Raw genomic sequence first — 18,294 nt, forward strand, 5'->3', positions numbered from 1 at the left:
CTTACTGCTTGACCACGCGAAAGGCCTGCACGCGGCGATCGTCGGCTTCGGTGACGTGGAACAGGTAGTCGCCGATGGACACTTCCTCGCCGACCTCGGGCAGATGGCCGAATTCGGAGGTGACCATGCCGCCCACGGTGTCGTATTCCTCATCGGAGAAATCGGCGCCGGCCTGCTCGTTGAAATCCTCGATCGGGGTCAGCGCGCTGACCAGCCAGTCGCCGCCGGGCTGCTCGTGCATCAGCTCGGGTTCTTCCCCGTCGTCGTGCTCGTCGTCGATCTCGCCGACGATCTCTTCCAGTACGTCCTCGATGGTGATCAGGCCGGCGACACCGCCGTACTCGTTGACCACCAGCGCCATGTGGTTGCGGCTGAGCCGGAATTCTTCCAGCAGCACGTTCAGGCGCATCGACTCGGGAATCAGCACGGCCGGGCGCATGATCGCGCGGATGTCGAAGTGTTCGGCGGCGCCGAAGTACTTCAGCAGATCCTTGGCCAGCAGGATGCCGAGGATCTCGTCCTTGTCCTCGCCGTGCACGGGGAAGCGCGAGTGGCCGGATTCGACCACCGCGGCGAGGATGTCGGGCAGCGGCGACTCGGCCGCCAGCATCACGATCTGCGCGCGCGGCACCATCACGTCGTCCACGCTCAGTTCGGTGACCTTGATCGCACCCTCGACCATGGTGAGGGTGTTCACGGACAGCAGTCCGTTGGTCTGGGCGGAACGCAACTCCTCGATCAGTTCGTCGCGGTTGCGCGGTTCGCCGGAAAACATGTGGCCCAGTCGATCCCACCAGGTTCGGTGGGCCGGGCCGCTGGTACTGCCAGGGTCGTCGCTCATTACTCGTTGGGATTCTGCCCGAAACCGGGCGGAAGGCCGATTCTAGCGGAAAAATCTTGGCGGTTCAGGGCACAAGCCCCCTTACCGGTACGGGTCGGCGATGCCCAGGCCGGCCAGGATGCGGGTTTCCAGCGCTTCCATCGCTTCGGCCTCGGCGTTTTCGATATGGTCGTAGCCGAGCAGGTGCAGTACGCCGTGGATGGTCAGGTGAGCCCAGTGGTCGCGCGGCGATTTGCCCTGTTCGGCGGCCTCGCGCAGCACCACCGGGGCGCAGATCGCCAGGTCGCCGATCAGCGGCAAGGCCACGCCCGGCGGCAGTTCGACGGGGAACGACAGCACGTTGGTGGCGTAGTCCTTGCCACGGTAGTCGCGGTTGAGCGCGCGGCCTTCGTCGGCGTCGACGATGCGGATCGCCAGTTCGGCGCTCTTGCGCCGTTTCGCCCCGCGCAGCGCCGCCTCGACCCAGCGCCGGAAGCTGGCCGGTGCGGGCAGGCCGGCGCGCGGCACGGCGTAGCCGACGGCGAGCGTCACCGGTGCGCTCATTCGCTGTCCTCGTCCTTCTGTTCGAACGCCTCGTAGGCGCGCACGATCTTCGCCACCAGCGGGTGGCGCACCACGTCGCGCGAGGTGAAGAAGGTGAAGTTGATGCCGCTGACGCCGCGCAGCACCTCGATCGCCTGGCGCAGGCCCGAGCGCGTGGTGCGCGGCAGGTCGACCTGGGTGACGTCGCCGGTGATCACCGCCACGGTGCCGAAGCCGATGCGGGTGAGGAACATCTTCATCTGCTCGACCGTGGTGTTCTGCGCTTCGTCGAGGATCACGTAGGAGTCGTTCAAGGTGCGCCCGCGCATGTAGGCCAGCGGCGCGATCTCGATCACGTTGCGCTCGATCAGCTTGGCCACCTTCTCGAAGCCGAGCATCTCGTACAGCGCGTCGTACAGCGGGCGCAGGTAGGGGTCGACCTTCTGGCTGAGGTCGCCGGGCAGGAAGCCCAGCTTCTCGCCAGCCTCGACCGCCGGGCGCACCAGGATCAGCCGCTGCACCCGGTTCGCCTCCAGCGCCTCGACCGCGCTGGCCACCGCCAGGTAGGTCTTGCCGGTGCCGGCCGGGCCCACGCCGAAGTTGATGTCGTGGCTGGCGATCGCATGCAGGTAGCGCGCCTGGTTCGGGCCGCGGCCCTTGATCACGCCGCGCTTGACCTTGATCACCACTTCCTGGGCGCCTTCGGCGGCCGCCTCGGCGATCGCGTCGATGCCGGATTCGGCCAGTTGCAGGTTGATCTTCGCGCCGGTCAGCGCTTCGTTTTCGGTGGTGGCGTACAGCGCGCGCAGCACCTTCTCGGTGGCTCTGGCGGAGGCGTCTTCGCCGATCACCTGGAAGATGCTGCCGCGGTGGTTGATCTCCACGCCGAGGCGCAGCTCGACCTGGCGCAGGTGCTCGTCGAACGGTCCGCACAGGTTGGCGAGGCGGGCGTTGTCTTCGGGATCGAGGGTGAAATCGCGTTGGTTGAGGTCGCTCATAGGTGCGCGAGAGTAGCGCGCCGCTGCCGGAAGAGCCATCGCGACGGCCGGCGCGATGGCGGCGATTTCGCCGGTTGCATGTAATTAAATGTTGAATTAATTTATCCGCATGGCTACCTCGAACAAGCATGCGAAAACCGGGCGCCGCGCCGGGCGTCCCAGCGGCGACGACCTGGACCTGCGCACGCATTTGCTGGATGCCGCGATCATGCAGTTTGCGCGGGTGGGAATCGGTGCAACCTCGCTGCGGGCGATTGCCACCGAAGCGCAGGTCACGCCGGCGATGCTGCACTACTACTTCGGCGACAAGCAGCGGCTGGTGCAGGCGATGATCGACGAGCGGTTGCTGCCCGTGTTCGGGCCGCTGCGCGCGCAACTGGAACACGCCGACGGCGATCCCATGGTGTTGATCGAAAGCTTCGTGCGTGGCATCGGTGCGGTGGTGGCGCGCCATCCCTGGCTGCCGTCGCTGTGGGTGCGCGAGGTGTTGTGCGAAGGCGGCGCGCTGCGCGAGGTGCTGTTCCGGCAGGCCATTCCCAACCTGTCGCAAATGCTGGCGCAGCGCTTCGTGTCGGCACAGGCGGATGGACGGCTGAACGCCGGCCTGGACCCGCGCCTGTTGGTCGTCTCGCTGATCGGGCTGACCCTGTTCCCCGCCGCCGGTGCGCCGATCTGGCGGCGTGCGTTTGGTGCCGAGGGGCTGGGGCCCGAGGTCATGCTGCAACACACGCTTGCGCTGTTGGGTCGTGGCGTGGGCGCGGCAGGGTCCGGAGAAACCGCATGAATATTGCACGCACGATGCGCCACTTGCCGCCGCTCGTCCTGTTCGCCGTGGCCGGTCTCGCCGCCTGCAGCAAACCGCCGCCGCAGGCGCTGGGTACGCTCGAATACGATCGCATCGCGTTGCCGGCGCCGGCCGCCGAACGCGTCGTGGCGATCGACGTGCGCGAGGGCGAACGGGTCAAGGCTGGGCAAGCGCTGCTGCATCTGGATCCCGCGCATACGCAGTCCGAGCTTGCCGCCGCCGAGGCGCAGGCGCAGCAGCAACGCGAAGTGCTGGCCGAGCTTCGGGCCGGGCCACGCGGCGAGGATATCGACAGGGCACGCGCGAACCTGGCCGCCGTGCAGGCGCAGGCGCGCGAGGCGCGTGCCTACTACGACCGGCTGGCGCCGTTGAAGGGCAAGGGTTACGTGGCCGCGGCCGATCTCGATCGTGCCCGCGCCGCGGCGGGCAACGCCGAGGGACAGGTGGCCGCGTCGCGGGCCGCGCTCGACGAGCTGCTGCACGGTACCCGCCCGGAGCAGATCGCCCAGGCGCAGGCTGCCGTCGCGGCGGCCACTGCACAGGCCAGCGCGCAGCGGGTGCTGTTGGGCAAGCTGGCCATCGTGGCGCCGCGCGCCGGACGCATCGACAGCCTTCCGTACAAGCTGGGCGACCAGGCGCCGATTGGTGCGCCGGTGGCGATCCTGCTGGCCGGCGACGCGCCGTATGCGCGCATCTATGTGCCCGAGCAGCAGCGCGCCAGGGTGCGTGTCGGCGACGCGATCCGGGTATTCGTGAGCGGCCGCGACCAGTCGTATGCCGGCAAGGTGCGCATGATCCGCAGCGAGCCGGACTTCACCCCGTACTACGCGTTGATCGGCGACGACGCGGCGCGGCTGAGTTATCTCGCCGAAATCACGCTGGGCGCGGACGCGGCCGAGCTTCCCGCCGGTTTGCCGGTGCGCGTCGAGTTCCACGAGTCCGCGCAGTGACCACCGGCGCCGACGCTATCGCCATCCGTGCGCGCGGCCTGACCCGGCGCTTCGGCAAGCTGGTGGCGGTCGATCATGTCGATCTCGAAGTGCCGGCGAAACGCGTTTACGGCTTCCTCGGCCCGAACGGCTCGGGCAAGTCGACCACGATCCGCATGCTGTGCGGTCTGCTGACGCCGAGCGCGGGTGAGATCGAGGTACTTGGCCTGCGCATCCCGGCACAGGCCGACGAGCTGCGTCCGCACATCGGCTACATGACGCAGAAGTTCTCGCTGTTCGAGGACCTCAGCGTGTGCGAGAACCTGGAATTTCTGGCCGCGATCCAGGGCGTGCCGAAGGCGAAGACGAAAGCCCGCATCGACGCACTGATCGGGCAGTACCATTTCGGCGACCGGCAGAAACAACTGGCCGGCACCCTGAGCGGCGGCCAGAAGCAGCGCCTCGCGCTGGCCTGCGCGGTGATCCACGAACCGGAGTTGCTGTTCCTGGACGAGCCGACCAGCGCGGTCGATCCGGAATCGCGCCGCGACTTCTGGGAGAAATTGTTCGAGCTGGCCGATGCCGGCACCACGCTGCTGGTCTCCACCCACCTGATGGACGAGGCCGAGCGCTGCCATCGACTGGCGATCCTGGATCGCGGTGCGCTGGTGGCCGACGGCACGCCGCACGAGCTGACCGCGCAGTTGGAGGGACGCACCTTCATCGTCGAGACGGCTGATCCGCGCCGGGCCCAGCGCGCGCTGGACGGCGTGCCCGGTGTGCTTGGCGTGGCCCAGGTCGGCAATACCTTGCGCGTGCTGACCGCCGCCGGCGCCGGCGACGTGACACAACGCATGGGGCAGGCGTTGGCCGCGGCTGCACAGAAGGCCGAGGTAGCTCCGGCACCGCCGAATCTCGAAGACGTGTTCGTCGCCGCCACGCGCAAGGGCGACGGCGACGGGGAGCGCGCTGCATGAACTGGCGCCGGCTGTGGGCGATCGTGGTCAAGGAGCTGCGCCAGTTACGTCGCGACCGCATCACGCTGGCGATGGTCGTGGGCATTCCGGTGTTCCAGCTGGTGCTGTTCGGCTATGCGATCAACACCAACCTGCGCGGGCTCGACGTCGGCATCGTCGACCAGGCCAACACCGCCGGGTCGCGGGCGCTGGTGCTGGACATGCTGGCCACCGGCGTGGTGGCGCCGGTGGCCCGGGCGGACACGCCGCAGGAGTTGATGGCGATGATCCGGCGCGGCCGGATCAGCATCGGCATCGTGGTGCCGCCGGATTTCGAACGCCGCCGCATCGACGGTCGCGCCGTGGCGCAGGTGCTGGTCGACGGCAGCGACACGGCAGTGCAGGGCGCCGCGGCGCAACTGATGCAGGTGCCGATCGACAGCGCCGTGCCCGACACGCGCGCGCCGCTGACCAGCACGCCGGCCAGCGGGCGAATCAGCGTGGTCGGCTTCTACAACCCGCAGCGGCGCTCGGCGGTCAACATCGTGCCGGGCCTGATCGGCGTGATCCTGACCATGACGATGGTGCTGTTCACCGCCATCGCGATCGTGCGCGAACGCGAGCGCGGCAACATGGAATTGCTGATCGCCACGCCGCTGACCAGTGCCGAGCTGATGGTCGGCAAGGTGCTGCCGTACGTCGCGATCGGCCTGGTGCAGACCAGCGTGATCCTGGCGCTCGGAACGTGGCTTTTCGAGGTGCCGATTCGCGGCAGCGTGCTCGACGTCTACCTGGCCTCGGGCCTGCTGATCCTCGCCAATCTTGCGCTCGGCCTGCTGATCTCCACGCGCGCGCAATCGCAGTTTCAGGCGATGCAGATGACCTTCTTCGTGTTCCTGCCGTCGATCCTGCTGTCCGGTTTCATGTTCCCGTTCGCCGGCATGCCGAAGCTGGTGCAATGGCTCGCCGAAGTGTTGCCGCTGACCCATTTCCTGCGCCTGATTCGCGGCGTGATGTTGCGCGGCGCGGGGCTGGGGGAAATGTGGGGCGACGTATTGGCGCTGGCGGCGTTCGTCCTGGTGATGATGGCGCTGGCGATCCTGCGCTTTCGCAAGCGGCTGGATTGAGCCGTCACGCCGCGTGCGGCCGCCCGGTCACAGCGTGCGGTGCATCACGTAGATGTCGGTGGGGCCGAGTTGCGCGTGACGGAACGCACCGGGCACCTGGCCCACGATGCGGAAGCCGTGACGCTGCCACAGCCGCACTGCGGTGGTGTTGCTGGCCACCACGCAGTTGAACTGCATCGCGGTGAAGCCGGCGCGCCTGGCCTGTTCCAGCGAGTGTTCGCACATGGCCGAGGCAATGCCCCGGCCGCGCGCTTGCGGCGCCACCATGTAGCTGCCGTTGGCCACGTGATCGCCCAGGCCGATCTGGTTCGGCGCCAGCCGGTAGCAACCCAGCACCTCGCCGTCGCGTTCGCAGACGAAACACCGCGACGGCGACGTGGTCCACATCGCGCACGCTTGATCCATGCCCAGATCGGGTGGGTACATATAGGTGTCGCCACCGGCGAGGACCGCCCGGAACAACGGCCATACCCGCGCGAACTCGTCCGCGCCGGTTTCCCGGATCAGCGGATCGCTCACGAAGCCAGCACCACCGGCTCATCGGCCAGCTTCACGCGGCCACGCAGCGAGTTGCTCATCGCCTCGGTGATTTCCACGTCGACGAACTGGCCGATCAGGCGCGGGTTGCCGGGGAAATTGACGAAACGCATGTTCTCCGTGCGACCGGTCAGTTCGCTCGGGTCGCGGGTGCTGGGTTTTTCCACCAGCACGCGCTGCACGCTGCCGATCATCGCCTGGTTGATCCGTTTCGCGTTGGCGTTGATCGCGGCCTGCAACCGGGTCAGTCGCGCATGCTTCACCGCCATCGGGGTGTCGTCGGCGAGTTTTGCCGCCGGCGTGCCGGGGCGCGAGGAGAAGATGAAGGAGAAGCTCTGGTCGAAGCCGATGTCGTCGATCAGCTTCATGGTCTTCTCGAAATCCTCGTCGGTCTCGCCGGGGAAGCCCACGATGAAGTCGGACGACACGCAGATGTCCGGCCGCACCGCGCGCAGCTTGCGGATCTTCTGCTTGAATTCCAGCGCGGTGTAGCCGCGCTTCATCGCGCCGAGGATGCGGTCGGAGCCGGCCTGCACCGGCAGGTGCAGGTAGTTCGCCAGCTGCGGCACGTTGGCGTAGGCCTCGATCAGCGAGTCGGAGAACTCCAGCGGATGCGAGGTGGTGAAGCGGATGCGGCCGATGCCGTCGATCTGCGCGATCGCGTGGATCAGCACGGCGAGATCCGCGATGCCGCCATCAAAGGTCGGGCCGCGGTAGGCGTTGACGTTCTGGCCGAGCAGGTTGACCTCGCGCACGCCCTGCGCGGCGAGCTTGGCCACTTCCACCAGCACGTCGTCGAAGGGACGGCTGATCTCCTCGCCGCGGGTGTACGGCACCACGCAGTAGCTGCAGTATTTCGAGCAACCTTCCATGATCGAGACGAAGGCGGTCGGACCTTCCGCGCGCGGCTCGGGCAGGCAGTCGAACTTCTCGATCTCGGGGAAGCTGATGTCGACCTGCGGCAAGCCGCTGGCGCGCTGCGCCTCGATCAGCTGCGGCAGGCGATGCAGGGTTTGCGGGCCGAACACCAGGTCCACGTAGGGCGCGCGCTTGACGATGGCTGCGCCTTCCTGCGAAGCCACGCAGCCGCCCACGCCGATCAGTACCGGCTTGCCATCCTTCTTGTGCTGCTTCCAGCGGCCGAGCTGGCTGAAGACCTTTTCCTGCGCCTTCTCGCGGATCGAGCAGGTGTTGATCAGGATCACGTCCGCCTCGGACTCGTCCTGGGTCAACTCCAGGCCATGCGACGCTTTCAGCACGTCGGCCATCTTGGCCGAGTCGTACTCGTTCATCTGGCAGCCGTGGGTCTTGATGAAAAGCTTGCCGCTCATGGCGTGGGTACCGTGGTTCGTGAGGCTGGATGTGCGATTCGCCGAACCGCGCAGTTTACCCTTGTGAAGGCATGCCTGCCAGATCAAGCACTTGCGGGTGTTGTGGGGCAGGCACTGCTCGCCGGTTTTTGCCGGTGTCACGGTTGCCTGTCGAACGAGCCGGCGGGCAGTGCCCACCCATGCAAAGGCTCATGGAATGAGAAGTGCGCACTTGGCGCCGGCAGCGCATGGCGGCACACTGCGCCCCATGTTCGGCGTCGCAAGCCACGGGGGAAGCGTCGATCGGCCTGTCGGGGGCTTCCCATTACGTTCGATCCTTTGCGGGGTCGCGTTCGGCTGCGCGCTGCTGTGGTGGCCGGCGGCACGGGCCGGCGTCCTGTATCAATGCACCGGCGCCAGCGGCGAGACGGTATTCAGCAGCAGCAAGGTCGGGTATCACGGCTGCAAGGCGATCAGCAGCTATGCCGCGCCCACGTCACGACGTCGGGCACCGCCGCCGCGGGTGTCGCTGACCGGGGTAACCGGTTCGGTCGCGACCACGGCAGGCAACCTCTCGGCGGGCGGTGCCGAATCGACCTCGCTGACCGGCGTGCGCGGGACGGTCGAAACCAATGCGCGGCGCGTCGGCGAAGCCCAGGCAGAACAGACGTCGCTGGCAGCGGTGCAGGGCTCGGCCGAGACCCGCGCGAAACTTCCCATGGCTGCTGCCGGTGCGCCCGGACAATGGAGCTATCGCGAATCGCACACGGCTGCGGTCGCGGCAACGGCGGTGCCGGTGGCGGATGACTCGGCGGACAAGATCCTGCGCGGCGCGGTGTATCGCATCGTGCGCGCGGACGGCAGCGTGGAGTACACCAACCTGCGCCCGACCGGCCGCCAGGGCCATGCGGTGACCATGCTGTTCACCTATATCGCCACCTGCGCCGCGTGCAACCTGCATTCGACGATCCGCTGGGGCAGCGTGTCGCTCAACCTCACCGCGTACGCGGACACGATCCGCGCCGCCAGCGTCGAGTACGGCGTCGACGAGGCGTTCCTGCGCGCGATCATCCACGCCGAAAGCGCGTTCAATCCGCGCGCGCTGTCGCTCAAGGGTGCGCAGGGGCTGATGCAACTGATGCCGGGCACGGCCAGCGACATGGGCGTGCTGGATGCGTTCAATTCCGATCAGAACATCCGTGGCGGCGCGCGTTATCTGGGCTTGCTGCTGCACAACTTCGACGGCAACGAGCGGCTGGCTGCCGCCGCCTACAATGCCGGCCCCGGCGCGGTGCAGCGCTACAAGGGCGTGCCGCCGTATGCCGAAACCCAGGTCTATGTGGAGCGGGTGGATACCCTGCGCAAACGCTACGGTGCGGCGATCCACCCGCCGCTGGCATCGCGCGGGCCGGGTTGAGTCAGTCGTCCAGCGCGGCGCTGGTGTTCATCAAGGGCCGTTGCGTCAGGGTGACCTCGACGTGGAACGGGCTGCCGTTGCGCAGGCCGGAGACTTCGACCTTGCTGCCGGGCTTGAGCGCGGCTTCGCGACGGCGCAGGTCGGCCGGGTCGAGGATGTCGTCGGTGCCGATGCGCAGCAGGATGTCGCGTGGCTGGATGCCGGCCAGCGCGGCCGGGCTGCCAGGATAGATCGCGGTCACCTGGGCGCCGCGCGCCGCAGCGGGCAGCCCGCTGTTGGCGGCCACCGGCACGAACGCGTAGTCGGCGCCGAGCCAGCCGCGTACGACGTGGCCGGTGGCGATGATCTGGTCCAGCACCTTCTTGGCCGTGGTGACCGGGATGGCGAAGCCGATGCCTTCGGCGCCGGCGGCCTTGCCGATCAGCAAGGTGTTGATGCCGACCAGCTCGCCTTCGGCGTTGACCAGCGCGCCGCCGGAATTGCCCAGGTTGATGGCGGCGTCGGTCTGGATGAAGTCCTCGGCGCTGGAGCTGTTCAACTGGCGGCCGATCGCGCTGACGATGCCCATCGTGACGGTCTGGTTGAGGCCGAGCGGGTTGCCGATCGCCAGCACCACGTCGCCGGGGCGCAGCTGCTGCTGGTCGGCCATGTGGATCACCGGCAGGTTGCTGGCGTCGATCTTCAATACCGCCAGGTCGGACTCCTCGTCCGCGCCGACCAGGCTCGCCTTGGCGATGCGGCCGTCGTACAGCAGCACCTGGATGTCCGCGGCGTGCGCGATCACGTGGTTGTTGGTCAGCACGTAGCCCTGGCCCTGGGCGCTGACGATGACGCCGGAACCGAGGGTCTGCTCGCGGTGCTGGAAGGTGGTGGGCTGGCCGCCGAACAATTGCTGCAGCACCGGGTTGTCGTACATCCGCACGGCCTGTTCGGTGACGATCTTGTTCGCGTAGATGTTGACCACCGACGGCGCTGCGGCAGCCACCGCGTCGGCGTACGAAACCGGGCCGTTGCCGACGTGGCTCTGGCTGGCGGGCTGCGCCGGCGGCGTGCCCAGGCCGAAGCGTTCGCGCAGGCGTTCGCCGCTGCCTGGCCAGAACAAGCCGACCACGAAGGCCATGGCCAGGCCGAGGACGGCGAAGCGTGCGATGAAGAGGAGCGTGCCGGCGGCATGTTTCATGTCGAACGATGAGGTCCCGGCAATCGTGGCGAGTGTTGCGGCGGCTGGACTTCGCCGCGATGCGGTTTATTGTACGGGGCGGGGCCTGACGCTACACTAACGCGATTTTTGCGGGGTCCCAAACCCCACTGGCATGACATTGCAAGTACCGGAGAGCCTGATGGCGAACGAAGTCGTCGATCATGGCCGCCGCCGTTTCCTGACAGCAACCACCGCGGTGGTTGGTGGTATCGGAATCGTGTCGGCAGCTGTGCCCTTCATCAAGTCGTGGGAACCCAGCGCGCGCGCCAAGGCCGCTGGCGCTCCGGTTACCCAGTCGCTGGCCAAGATCGAGGCGGGGCAGATGCTGACCGTGTCGTGGCGCAGCCTGCCGGTGTTCGTGCTCAACCGCACCAAGGCGCAGCTCGATACGCTGCCGATGGTGGACTCGCGCCTGGTGGATCCCAAGTCCGACGGTGCCTCTGCCGACCAGCAGCCGAAGTACGCGCAGAACGAGGGGCGCTCGATCAAGCCGGAATGGCTGGTGGTGATCGGCATCTGCACGCACCTGGGCTGCGTGCCCGACTTCGTGCCCGAGATCAAGCCCGAGCCGTTCGACCCGGAATGGAAGGGTGGCTTCTACTGCCCCTGTCACAAGTCGCGCTACGACCTGGCCGGCCGCGTCTACGCCGGTGTGCCGGCGCCGAAGAACCTGCCGGTGCCGCCGTACCACTTCATTGATGCAAGCACCATCCAGATTGGCGTGGATCCGAAGGAGGCTGGCTAATGGCCAACGTATTCACGAGCATCGGCGAGTGGGTCAACGAGCGCGCGCCGAACATGATGCCGGCGTACCGCAAGCACATGACCGAGTACTACGCGCCGAAGAACTTCAACCTCTGGTACTACTTCGGTTCGCTGGCGCTGCTGGTGCTGGTCAACCAGATCGTCACCGGCATTTTCCTCACCATGAACTACAACCCGAGCGCGGCGGGAGCCTTCGCCTCGGTCGAGTACATCATGCGTGACGTGGAGTGGGGCTGGCTGATCCGCTACATGCACTCCACCGGTGCCTCGCTGTTCTTCGTGGTGGTGTTCCTGCACATGTTCCGCGGCATCATGTACGGCTCGTACAAGAAGCCGCGCGAGCTGGTGTGGCTGCTCGGCATGCTGATCTTCCTGGTGCTGATGGCCGAAGCGTTCATGGGCTACGTGCTGCCGTGGGGCAACATGTCGTTCTGGGGCGCCAAGGTGATCATCTCGCTGTTCGGCACCATCCCCTACATCGGCGGCGACCTGGTCGAGTGGATCATGGGCGATTTCCTGCCGGCCGATGCCACGTTGAACCGCTTCTTCGCGCTGCACGTGATCGCGCTGCCGATCGTGCTGCTGCTGCTGGTGGTGCTGCATATCGCCGCGCTGCACGAGGTGGGTTCGAACAACCCGGACGGCGTGGAGATCAAGAAGGGTCCCAAGGGCAACCGCTGGGATGCGCTGAAGCCGACCGACGGCATTCCGTTCCACCCGTACTACACGGTGAAGGACCTGGTCGGCGTGGGCTTCTTCCTGCTGATCGCCGCGTTCATCATCTTCTTCGCGCCGACCTTCGGCGGCTGGTTCCTGGAACACGACAACTTCATTCCGGCGAACAACCTGGCGACGCCGTCGCACATCAAGCCGGTGTGGTACTTCACCCCGTTCTACGCGATCGTGCGCATGATCCCGTCCTTCCTCGGCTCGGCCGTGTGGGGCGTGATCGCCATGTTCGGCTCCATCGCGGTGCTGTTCCTGATGCCCTGGTTCGACCGCGGCAAGGTCAAGTCGATCCGCTATCGCGGCACCGGCTTCAAGGTGGCGCTGGGCTTGTTCGTGCTGTCGTTCTTCATGCTCGGCGCCGTCGGTGCGGGCATCACCGCCGAGGTGATGCCGGTCTGGTTCGGCGACATCGACGTGACGTTCTGGGAGAACCTGTTCGGCCGCGTGATGACGGTGATCTACTTCGGGTTCTTCGCATTCCTTTGGGCCTACACATACTTCGGCTGGGAAAAGACCAAGCCGGTTCCGGAACGGGTGACGACGCATGACTAAGCGGCAGCTGCTAATGAAGCGATACATCTTCCCGGTGGCGTTGGCGTTCAGTCTGATCGTCGGCAGCGCGTCGGTGCAGGCGTCGGAGGAAGGCGGCCTGCCGCATGCCGGCACCAACGTGCAGGACCAGGCTTCGCTGCAGCGCGGCGCCAAGCTGTTCTTCAACTACTGCGTCGGCTGCCATTCGCTGAAGTACATGCGTTACGAGCGGATCGCCAGCGACCTGGGGCTGACCGAGCAGGACGTGATGCAGAACCTCAACTTCACCGGCGCCAAGTTCGGTGAGACCGTGGTTTCGCACATGCCGGAAGAGTCGGCCGCCAAGTGGTTCGGCAAGGCTCCGCCGGACCTGTCGCTGGAAGTGCGCGCGAAGGGCGCCGACTGGGTCTACGCCTACCTCAACTCGTTCTATCTGGACCCGAGCCGCCCGGTGGGCTGGAACAACACGGTGTTCCCGAACGCGTCGATGCCGTTCCCGCTGTGGGAGCTGCAGGGCCTGCAGACCGCGGAGATGAAGCCGGCCAAGGCTGGCGAGGATCCGGCAGTGGAGAAGCTGGTGCTGTCGCAGCCGGGCAAGCTGACCCCGGCGCAGTTCCAGCAGGCGACCCGTGACCTGACCAGCTTCCTGGAATACGCTTCCGAGCCGGCTGCCTTGCAACGTCATCACTACGGCATTTGGGTGCTGCTGTTCCTGGCGTTCTTCACCTTACTGGCGGCCATGCTGAAGAAGGAATACTGGAAGGACGTCCACTGAGCCTGGAAGGCCTGATCCTGGATAGTATTATCCGACTGCGGCGGCCACGAGCCGCCGCAGTCGTCTCACCGATGGGGAATTGCGCATGGTCCCAAGCGCTCGCTCGCGTAGCGTACTGACGCTGTACACCACCGCCGATGATGTGCAGTGCCATCGCGCCAGGCTGGTGCTGGCCGCCAAGGGGGTCGGCTATGAACGGGTCCTGGTGGATCCGGCCAGGCCGCCGGAAGACCTGATCGACCTCAATCCCTACGCCAGCACGCCAACCCTGGTCGACCGCGATCTGACCCTGTTCGACACCGCGGTGGTCTGCGAGTACCTCGACGAACGCTATCCGCACCCACCGCTGATGCCGATCGATCCGCAATCGCGCGCGCGCCTGCGGGTGGCCGCGGTACGCATCGAGAAGGACTGGCTGACCGAAGTGGACATCATCCGCGCCGGCGGCCGACCCGCGGATGCGGCGCGCAAGCGCCTGCGCGGGCACCTGCTGTCCTCGGTGCCGCTGTTCAAGGCCGCAAAGTTCTTCCTCAACCCGGAAATGAGCCTGGCCGACTGCCTGGTGGCGCCGGTGATCTGGCGGCTGCCCTGGCTGGGCGTGGATCTGGGGCGCGAGGGCAAGCCGGTGATCGATTACGGCGAGCGTTTGTTCCATAGTCAGGGTTTTGCGCGCAGCATGACCGATCAGGAAAAGGCGATGCGGCAAGTCCATGAGCAAGAATGAAGCAGTACCGATGACCACCAACCGCCCGTACCTGCTGCGGGCGATCTATGACTGGATCAGCGACAACAACCTGACCCCGTACGTGCTGGTCGACGCCGGGTTCGCCGGCGTGCGGGTGCCGCCGCAGGTGGTCAAGAACGGCCAGGTGGTGCTCAACCTGGCGATGCGCGCGGTGGCGAACCTCGACCTCGGCAACGAGTGGATCAGTTTCCAGGCGCGTTTTTCCGGGGTCAGCCAGGCGATCCAGATCCCGGTGCAGGCGGTGCTGGCGCTGTACGCGCAGGAAAACGGCCAGGGCATGATGTTCCCGGCCGAGGAAGAAGGCGGCGACACGCCGCCGCCCGCTCCCGGACCCGACGACAGCACGCCGGCGCCGGGTGCCGCTGACGTCGGCGGCGACAAGCCGAAGCGCAGCGCGCCGCATCTGCGGGTGGTCAAGTAAGTAGCCGCCGGCTATCGCATCCGCCGGATCCGGTGGACGCCGGCGGTGCTCAGTTCAGCCGGTCGCGCGGACGCGGGCGCAGCGGCACGACGTTGCCGGACGGCGAGGGCAGGGCATCGTTTCGTGCGGCGACCTCCTCGTGCGGCAGCAGCTCGATCGTGGGCAGGCTCAGGCTGCTGAGCGCGCTGCCGATCATCCATAGCCGGCCGGGTTCGCGGTCGTGGCCGTCGATGCTCACCTCGAAACCGTAGCAGCGCTCGATCATGCGCAGGCCGTTGACGCGGCGCAGGCGCACGCCGCGCAGGCCGACGGTTTCGTCGAGCAGTTGCAGGCCGTGCTGCCGGCATTGCAGGCGTGCTTCCTGCACGGCGCGTTCGCGCGCCACGCTGAGCTTCAGCCACAGCCCCACGATGGCGCCCAGCGCCAGCAGCAGCAACAGATTGGAGAGGTCGCTCATACCCGCAGTGTGTGGGCGCAGGCGAGCGGGTGCAAGCTGGTGTTCAGTCCAGCCGCAGGCGCAGCGACAGGTCGACCGCGCGCACGTGCTTGGTCAGCGCGCCGACCGAGATGAAGTCGACGCCGGTGCGTGCGTATTCGCCGATCGTGCGCAGGTCGACATTGCCGGACACTTCCAGCGGCACGCGGCCGGCGGTGTGCTGCACCGCTTCACGCATCAGCGCCAGCTCGAAGTTGTCCAGCATGATCCGGTCCACGCCGGCCTGCAGCGCCTGCTCCAGTTCGCCGAGGTTCTCCACCTCGACCTCGAGCAGCAGCTCCGGGTGCAGCCGTCGCGCCGCCTGCACGGCGGCGGCGATGCTGCCGGCGGCGATGATGTGGTTTTCCTTGATCAGGATCGCGTCGTACAAGCCCATGCGCTGGTTGTGGCCGCCGCCGCAGCGCACCGCGTATTTCTGCGCCAGGCGCAGGCCGGGGATGGTCTTGCGGGTGTCCAGCACGCGCACCGCAGTGCCGGCGACGGCGGCGACATAGTCCGCGGTCACCGTCGCGGTGGCGGACAGCAGCTGCAGGAAATTCAGCGCCGAGCGTTCCGCGGTGACCAGCGAGCGGGCGTGTCCGGACAGGCGGCAGATCACCGAACCGGGGGCGACCCGGTCGCCGTCGCGGACCTGCCAGTCGATCCGCACGGCCGGGTCGAACCGGCGGAAGCAGGCGTCGAACCATGCCGTGCCGGCGATCACCGCCGCCTCGCGACAGGTCAGTTCGGCGTGGGCCTGGGCGTCGACTGGGAGCAATCCCGCGGTGGCGTCGCCCTGGCCGAGGTCTTCGGCGAGGGCGCGTTCGATATCGGTGGCGATCTGGGCGGCGTCCGGCACCGCGAACGATGGAGCCTGATTCATTCGGCGGTCGTATCCGCGGCGGGCACGCTACCGGGCTGGCTCAGCTTGTCGACGATCGCGCTCATCGCGCGGTCGAACAGCGCGTTGGCGGCGAGCACGCGGGCCTGGCCGTCGGTGAGCAGCGCGGTCAATTCCTGCGGCGAGTAGTCGGCCACCTTCAGGCCGCGCCGGTTGACGAACAGGTAGCGGCCGCTCATCGGGCTGATCCACGACAGCTTGGCGCGGGTCATCGGCTCGTCGGGCAGGCAGAACTCCAGCCAGGTGCCCGGCTGCAGTGCTTGCACCTGGTGCCATTCCGGGCTGTCCAGCGGCACTTCGACGGTGTCTTCTTCGACGTTGTCCTGCGGTGTGGCGTCGTGCTCGATGACCGGCTGGATGCTGTCGGGAATCGCCAGCATGGCGGCGTCTTCGTCGACGCTGGCCACCTCGGCGGCATCCAGCGTCTCGCCCAGCTGCTGCCGGTAATAGGTGTGCAACTGGCCCAGCAGGCGCTCGATGTCCTGTTCCTGGAACGCCACGTTGGCCAGGCCCTGGCGCAGCGCACGCTCGATCCCGGGCAGCATCTGCCGCAGTACCTGCCGGCTTTCCGGGCTGGCCGCCGGCTTGGTGCTGGCGATGAACTCGTCGACGAAGCGCAGCGCGCTCTTGAACTCGGGCGAGCTTTCGCCCTGGCGCAGCAGGGTCAGTACCAGATGGTTGGCCCAGGCGCGGGCCAGCACGCCGTGCACCAGCGGCGGCAGCTTGTGCTCGCCGATGCGGTCGAGAATCTCGCGGGCGGCGCGGCGGCGCGCCTGCTCGAGTTTCTCGCGGCCGCGGGTGGACTCGGCCACGCGCTGTTCGGCCAGTTCGGAACGGCGCTTGTTGACGTCCTGGAACGACTGCAGGTCGACCAGCAGGCGTTCGAAGATGCCCATGTCGTCGTCGAAGTCGTGCAGCAACTGGTCGACGATCGACTTCACCTTGTCGTGCAGGCGGCGGTCGCGGTCGGACTCCTCCGACCAGCTCTTGGCCTGTTCGGCCAGGCAGTCCAGCAGCCGGCGCGCCGGATGCTGGCGGTGCGCGAACAGCTTGCGATCGAGGATCGCTGCCTTGAGGTAGGGGATCTGCAGCCGGGCCAGCATCACCTGCATCGTGGCCGGCAGATTGCGGTCTTCCAGGATGAATTCGAACAGCATGCCGACCAGGTCGATGGTGTCCTCATCGATGGTGGCGACGTGGCTGGGCCGCTCGCCGCGCAGTGCGCCAAGCTGGGTCAGCAGCTGGCCCTTCAGCTGCAGCACCTCGCGGCTGAGCGTGGCGGCGTCGTCCGGCTGCGCGTACGGCAGCGGGCCGGCGCTGGCGATCTGGCTCTGCAGCACGCTGAGCGCGCCCAGCAATTCGTTCGCCGACGGCAGCGGGCCGCTCGGCAGCGCATGCATGCCGGCGTTGCCGGCGGCGGGACCGCGGCGCGCGCTGAACAGCGCGTGCAGGGTCTGCAGCAGGTCGCTGGGGATGTCGCCGGTCGCCTCGTCCGTCGCCTGGCCGGCGGCGCCTGCGGCCTTCGCGTCGTCGCCGCGCAGCACTTCGTGTCGCAGCTGCGGCAGCACGCCGGCGCGCACCAGTTCGGTGTTGATCTCCTGGTAGAGCTCTTCCAGCGACGACAGCACGTAGCGGTCGAACAGTTTGTAGATGATCAGCTTGACCCGCATGTCGGCGCTGAGTTCGTGCAGCGCCTGGCGGAAAGCCTGCGCCAGGATCGCCGGCGCCACCGGGTTGCTGGCGTCCTCGACCTTGCGGCCGCCGCAGATCACCGACAACCGCTGGTTGACCGCGAACAGGTCACGCGACAGCCGCGATTCGTTCTTGCCGATCATGCTGGTGATCGCCAGCGACTCTTCCAGTTCGTTGTCGGCCACCAGCGTCAGCTCGACCGAGCCAAACAACATCGACGAGCCATTCGACTGCGGCGGGTGGGCCAGTTCGCCGATGTGGCGGCTGATCGCACTCAGGAAATGGCGTTCCACCGCCGGGCGGCGTTTGCGCACTTCGCGCATGCCGTCGAAGTAATGCATCTGGGCGGCGTTGTTCTCGCCCTTCTCGGCCAGGTCGAACAGTGCGTCGTCGACGCGTTCGAAGGCGTTGCCGACCCATTGCTGCAGGCGCTTGCTGGCGATGTCGCGCACGGCACCCAGCAACTCGCCGACGCGCTCGCTGGTCGGGTCCAGGCGCTGGCTCAGATTGATGACTCGGGATGGATCACTGGCTTCGTTCATCGCCAAACCCCTGAAACATTGCGATACGCGGCTGAACCCAGGACGGGCCGCGCAGATGTTGACGATAAGGCAAAG

General features: G+C 67.2%; 19 protein-coding genes. 10 read left to right on the forward strand and 9 right to left on the reverse strand.

All coding sequences use genetic code 11. The features are described from left to right. Position 1: 1 nt before the first annotated feature. From ASG75_RS13710 to ASG75_RS13720, 3 genes are all read right to left on the reverse strand, one after another. Positions 2–841: a transporter associated domain-containing protein gene (locus ASG75_RS13710; protein ID WP_056390532.1), complete on the reverse strand. Its 840-nt coding sequence runs from the start codon at positions 839–841 to the stop codon at positions 2–4. A gap of 81 nt (positions 842–922) precedes the next feature. Further along, positions 923–1,384 carry an rRNA maturation RNase YbeY gene (gene ybeY / locus ASG75_RS13715; protein WP_056390534.1) on the reverse strand — a complete coding sequence of 154 codons (462 nt, stop codon included), beginning with the start codon at positions 1,382–1,384 and terminating at the stop codon, positions 923–925. Beyond that, a complete protein-coding gene (locus tag ASG75_RS13720) occupies positions 1,381–2,361 on the reverse strand; it encodes a PhoH family protein (protein ID WP_056390537.1) in 981 nt (326 codons plus the stop codon). The genes ybeY and ASG75_RS13720 overlap by 4 nt, the downstream gene beginning before the upstream one ends. A gap of 109 nt (positions 2,362–2,470) precedes the next feature. On the opposite strand from ASG75_RS13720, the gene ASG75_RS13725 reads away from it, so the two are divergent. The 4 genes from ASG75_RS13725 to ASG75_RS13740 are packed head-to-tail and all read left to right on the forward strand — an operon-like array spanning position 2,471 to position 6,178. Beyond that, the gene (locus tag ASG75_RS13725; protein WP_056390541.1) at positions 2,471–3,145 is read left to right on the forward strand and encodes a TetR/AcrR family transcriptional regulator; all 675 of its coding nucleotides are present in this window, start codon (positions 2,471–2,473) and stop codon (positions 3,143–3,145) included. Further along, positions 3,142–4,116, forward strand: a complete 975-nt coding sequence (locus ASG75_RS13730; protein WP_056390544.1) for an HlyD family efflux transporter periplasmic adaptor subunit — start codon at positions 3,142–3,144, stop codon at positions 4,114–4,116. The genes ASG75_RS13725 and ASG75_RS13730 overlap by 4 nt, the downstream gene beginning before the upstream one ends. A 23-nt stretch (positions 4,117–4,139) precedes the next feature. Continuing rightward, positions 4,140–5,072, forward strand: coding sequence for an ABC transporter ATP-binding protein (locus ASG75_RS13735; RefSeq protein WP_056390713.1), 933 nt, complete (start codon positions 4,140–4,142; stop codon positions 5,070–5,072). Next, on the forward strand, positions 5,069–6,178 hold the full coding sequence (locus ASG75_RS13740) for an ABC transporter permease (protein ID WP_056390547.1): 1,110 nt from the start codon (positions 5,069–5,071) through the stop codon (positions 6,176–6,178). Before ASG75_RS13735 ends, ASG75_RS13740 begins: the two co-directional genes overlap by 4 nt. A 27-nt stretch (positions 6,179–6,205) precedes the next feature. Here the strand turns inward: ASG75_RS13740 and ASG75_RS13745 are convergent, their stop codons facing one another. Together ASG75_RS13745 and miaB are read right to left on the reverse strand one after the other, a co-directional pair. Next, a complete protein-coding gene (locus tag ASG75_RS13745) occupies positions 6,206–6,697 on the reverse strand; it encodes a GNAT family N-acetyltransferase (protein ID WP_056390550.1) in 492 nt (163 codons plus the stop codon). After that, entirely contained in the window at positions 6,694–8,046 is a 1,353-nt protein-coding gene (gene miaB, locus ASG75_RS13750) for a tRNA (N6-isopentenyl adenosine(37)-C2)-methylthiotransferase MiaB (RefSeq protein WP_082547619.1), read from the reverse strand. Before miaB ends, ASG75_RS13745 begins: the two co-directional genes overlap by 4 nt. Positions 8,047–8,293: 247 nt before the next feature. Here miaB and ASG75_RS13755 point away from each other — a divergent pair, with 247 nt between their 5' ends. After that, positions 8,294–9,442: a lytic transglycosylase domain-containing protein gene (locus ASG75_RS13755; RefSeq protein ID WP_056390553.1), complete on the forward strand. Its 1,149-nt coding sequence runs from the start codon at positions 8,294–8,296 to the stop codon at positions 9,440–9,442. A gap of 1 nt (position 9,443) precedes the next feature. On the opposite strand, the gene ASG75_RS13760 is transcribed toward ASG75_RS13755, so the two are convergent. Further along, positions 9,444–10,622 carry a trypsin-like peptidase domain-containing protein gene (locus ASG75_RS13760; RefSeq protein ID WP_056390558.1) on the reverse strand — a complete coding sequence of 393 codons (1,179 nt, stop codon included), beginning with the start codon at positions 10,620–10,622 and terminating at the stop codon, positions 9,444–9,446. Positions 10,623–10,782: 160 nt separating this feature from the next. Here ASG75_RS13760 and petA point away from each other — a divergent pair, with 160 nt between their 5' ends. The 5 genes from petA to ASG75_RS13785 all read left to right on the forward strand — a co-directional run bounded on the left by petA (position 10,783) and on the right by ASG75_RS13785 (position 14,609). After that, a complete protein-coding gene (petA, locus tag ASG75_RS13765; protein WP_056390561.1) occupies positions 10,783–11,388 on the forward strand; it encodes a ubiquinol-cytochrome c reductase iron-sulfur subunit in 606 nt (201 codons plus the stop codon). Beyond that, positions 11,388–12,689 carry a cytochrome bc complex cytochrome b subunit gene (locus ASG75_RS13770; RefSeq protein WP_056390565.1) on the forward strand — a complete coding sequence of 434 codons (1,302 nt, stop codon included), beginning with the start codon at positions 11,388–11,390 and terminating at the stop codon, positions 12,687–12,689. The genes petA and ASG75_RS13770 overlap by 1 nt, the downstream gene beginning before the upstream one ends. A gap of 13 nt (positions 12,690–12,702) precedes the next feature. Next, on the forward strand, positions 12,703–13,443 hold the full coding sequence (locus tag ASG75_RS13775) for a cytochrome c1 (RefSeq protein WP_056390567.1): 741 nt from the start codon (positions 12,703–12,705) through the stop codon (positions 13,441–13,443). Between the two features lie 85 nt (positions 13,444–13,528). Then, the gene (locus tag ASG75_RS13780) at positions 13,529–14,167 is read left to right on the forward strand and encodes a glutathione S-transferase N-terminal domain-containing protein (RefSeq protein WP_056390571.1); all 639 of its coding nucleotides are present in this window, start codon (positions 13,529–13,531) and stop codon (positions 14,165–14,167) included. Next, complete coding sequence (locus tag ASG75_RS13785) at positions 14,154–14,609, forward strand: ClpXP protease specificity-enhancing factor (RefSeq protein WP_056390574.1); 456 nt, start codon at positions 14,154–14,156, stop codon at positions 14,607–14,609. The genes ASG75_RS13780 and ASG75_RS13785 overlap by 14 nt, the downstream gene beginning before the upstream one ends. A gap of 49 nt (positions 14,610–14,658) precedes the next feature. Here ASG75_RS13785 and ASG75_RS13790 read toward each other — a convergent pair whose 3' ends face one another. Genes ASG75_RS13790 through ASG75_RS13800 form a run of 3 tightly spaced genes read right to left on the reverse strand, consistent with a single transcriptional unit; the run spans position 14,659 to position 18,219 of the window. Next, positions 14,659–15,066 (reverse strand): DUF3301 domain-containing protein, encoded by a 408-nt coding sequence (locus ASG75_RS13790; protein WP_056390577.1) that lies wholly within the window; start codon positions 15,064–15,066, stop codon positions 14,659–14,661. Between the two features lie 43 nt (positions 15,067–15,109). Next, positions 15,110–15,967, reverse strand: coding sequence for a carboxylating nicotinate-nucleotide diphosphorylase (nadC, locus tag ASG75_RS13795; RefSeq protein ID WP_056390580.1), 858 nt, complete (start codon positions 15,965–15,967; stop codon positions 15,110–15,112). Beyond that, the gene (locus tag ASG75_RS13800; protein ID WP_056390583.1) at positions 15,964–18,219 is read right to left on the reverse strand and encodes a DUF1631 domain-containing protein; all 2,256 of its coding nucleotides are present in this window, start codon (positions 18,217–18,219) and stop codon (positions 15,964–15,966) included. Before ASG75_RS13800 ends, nadC begins: the two co-directional genes overlap by 4 nt. Between the last annotated feature and the right edge of the window lie 75 nt (positions 18,220–18,294).

Source organism: Rhodanobacter sp. Soil772 (assembly GCF_001428385.1).
In the GTDB taxonomy this organism is placed as follows: domain Bacteria; phylum Pseudomonadota; class Gammaproteobacteria; order Xanthomonadales; family Rhodanobacteraceae; genus Rhodanobacter.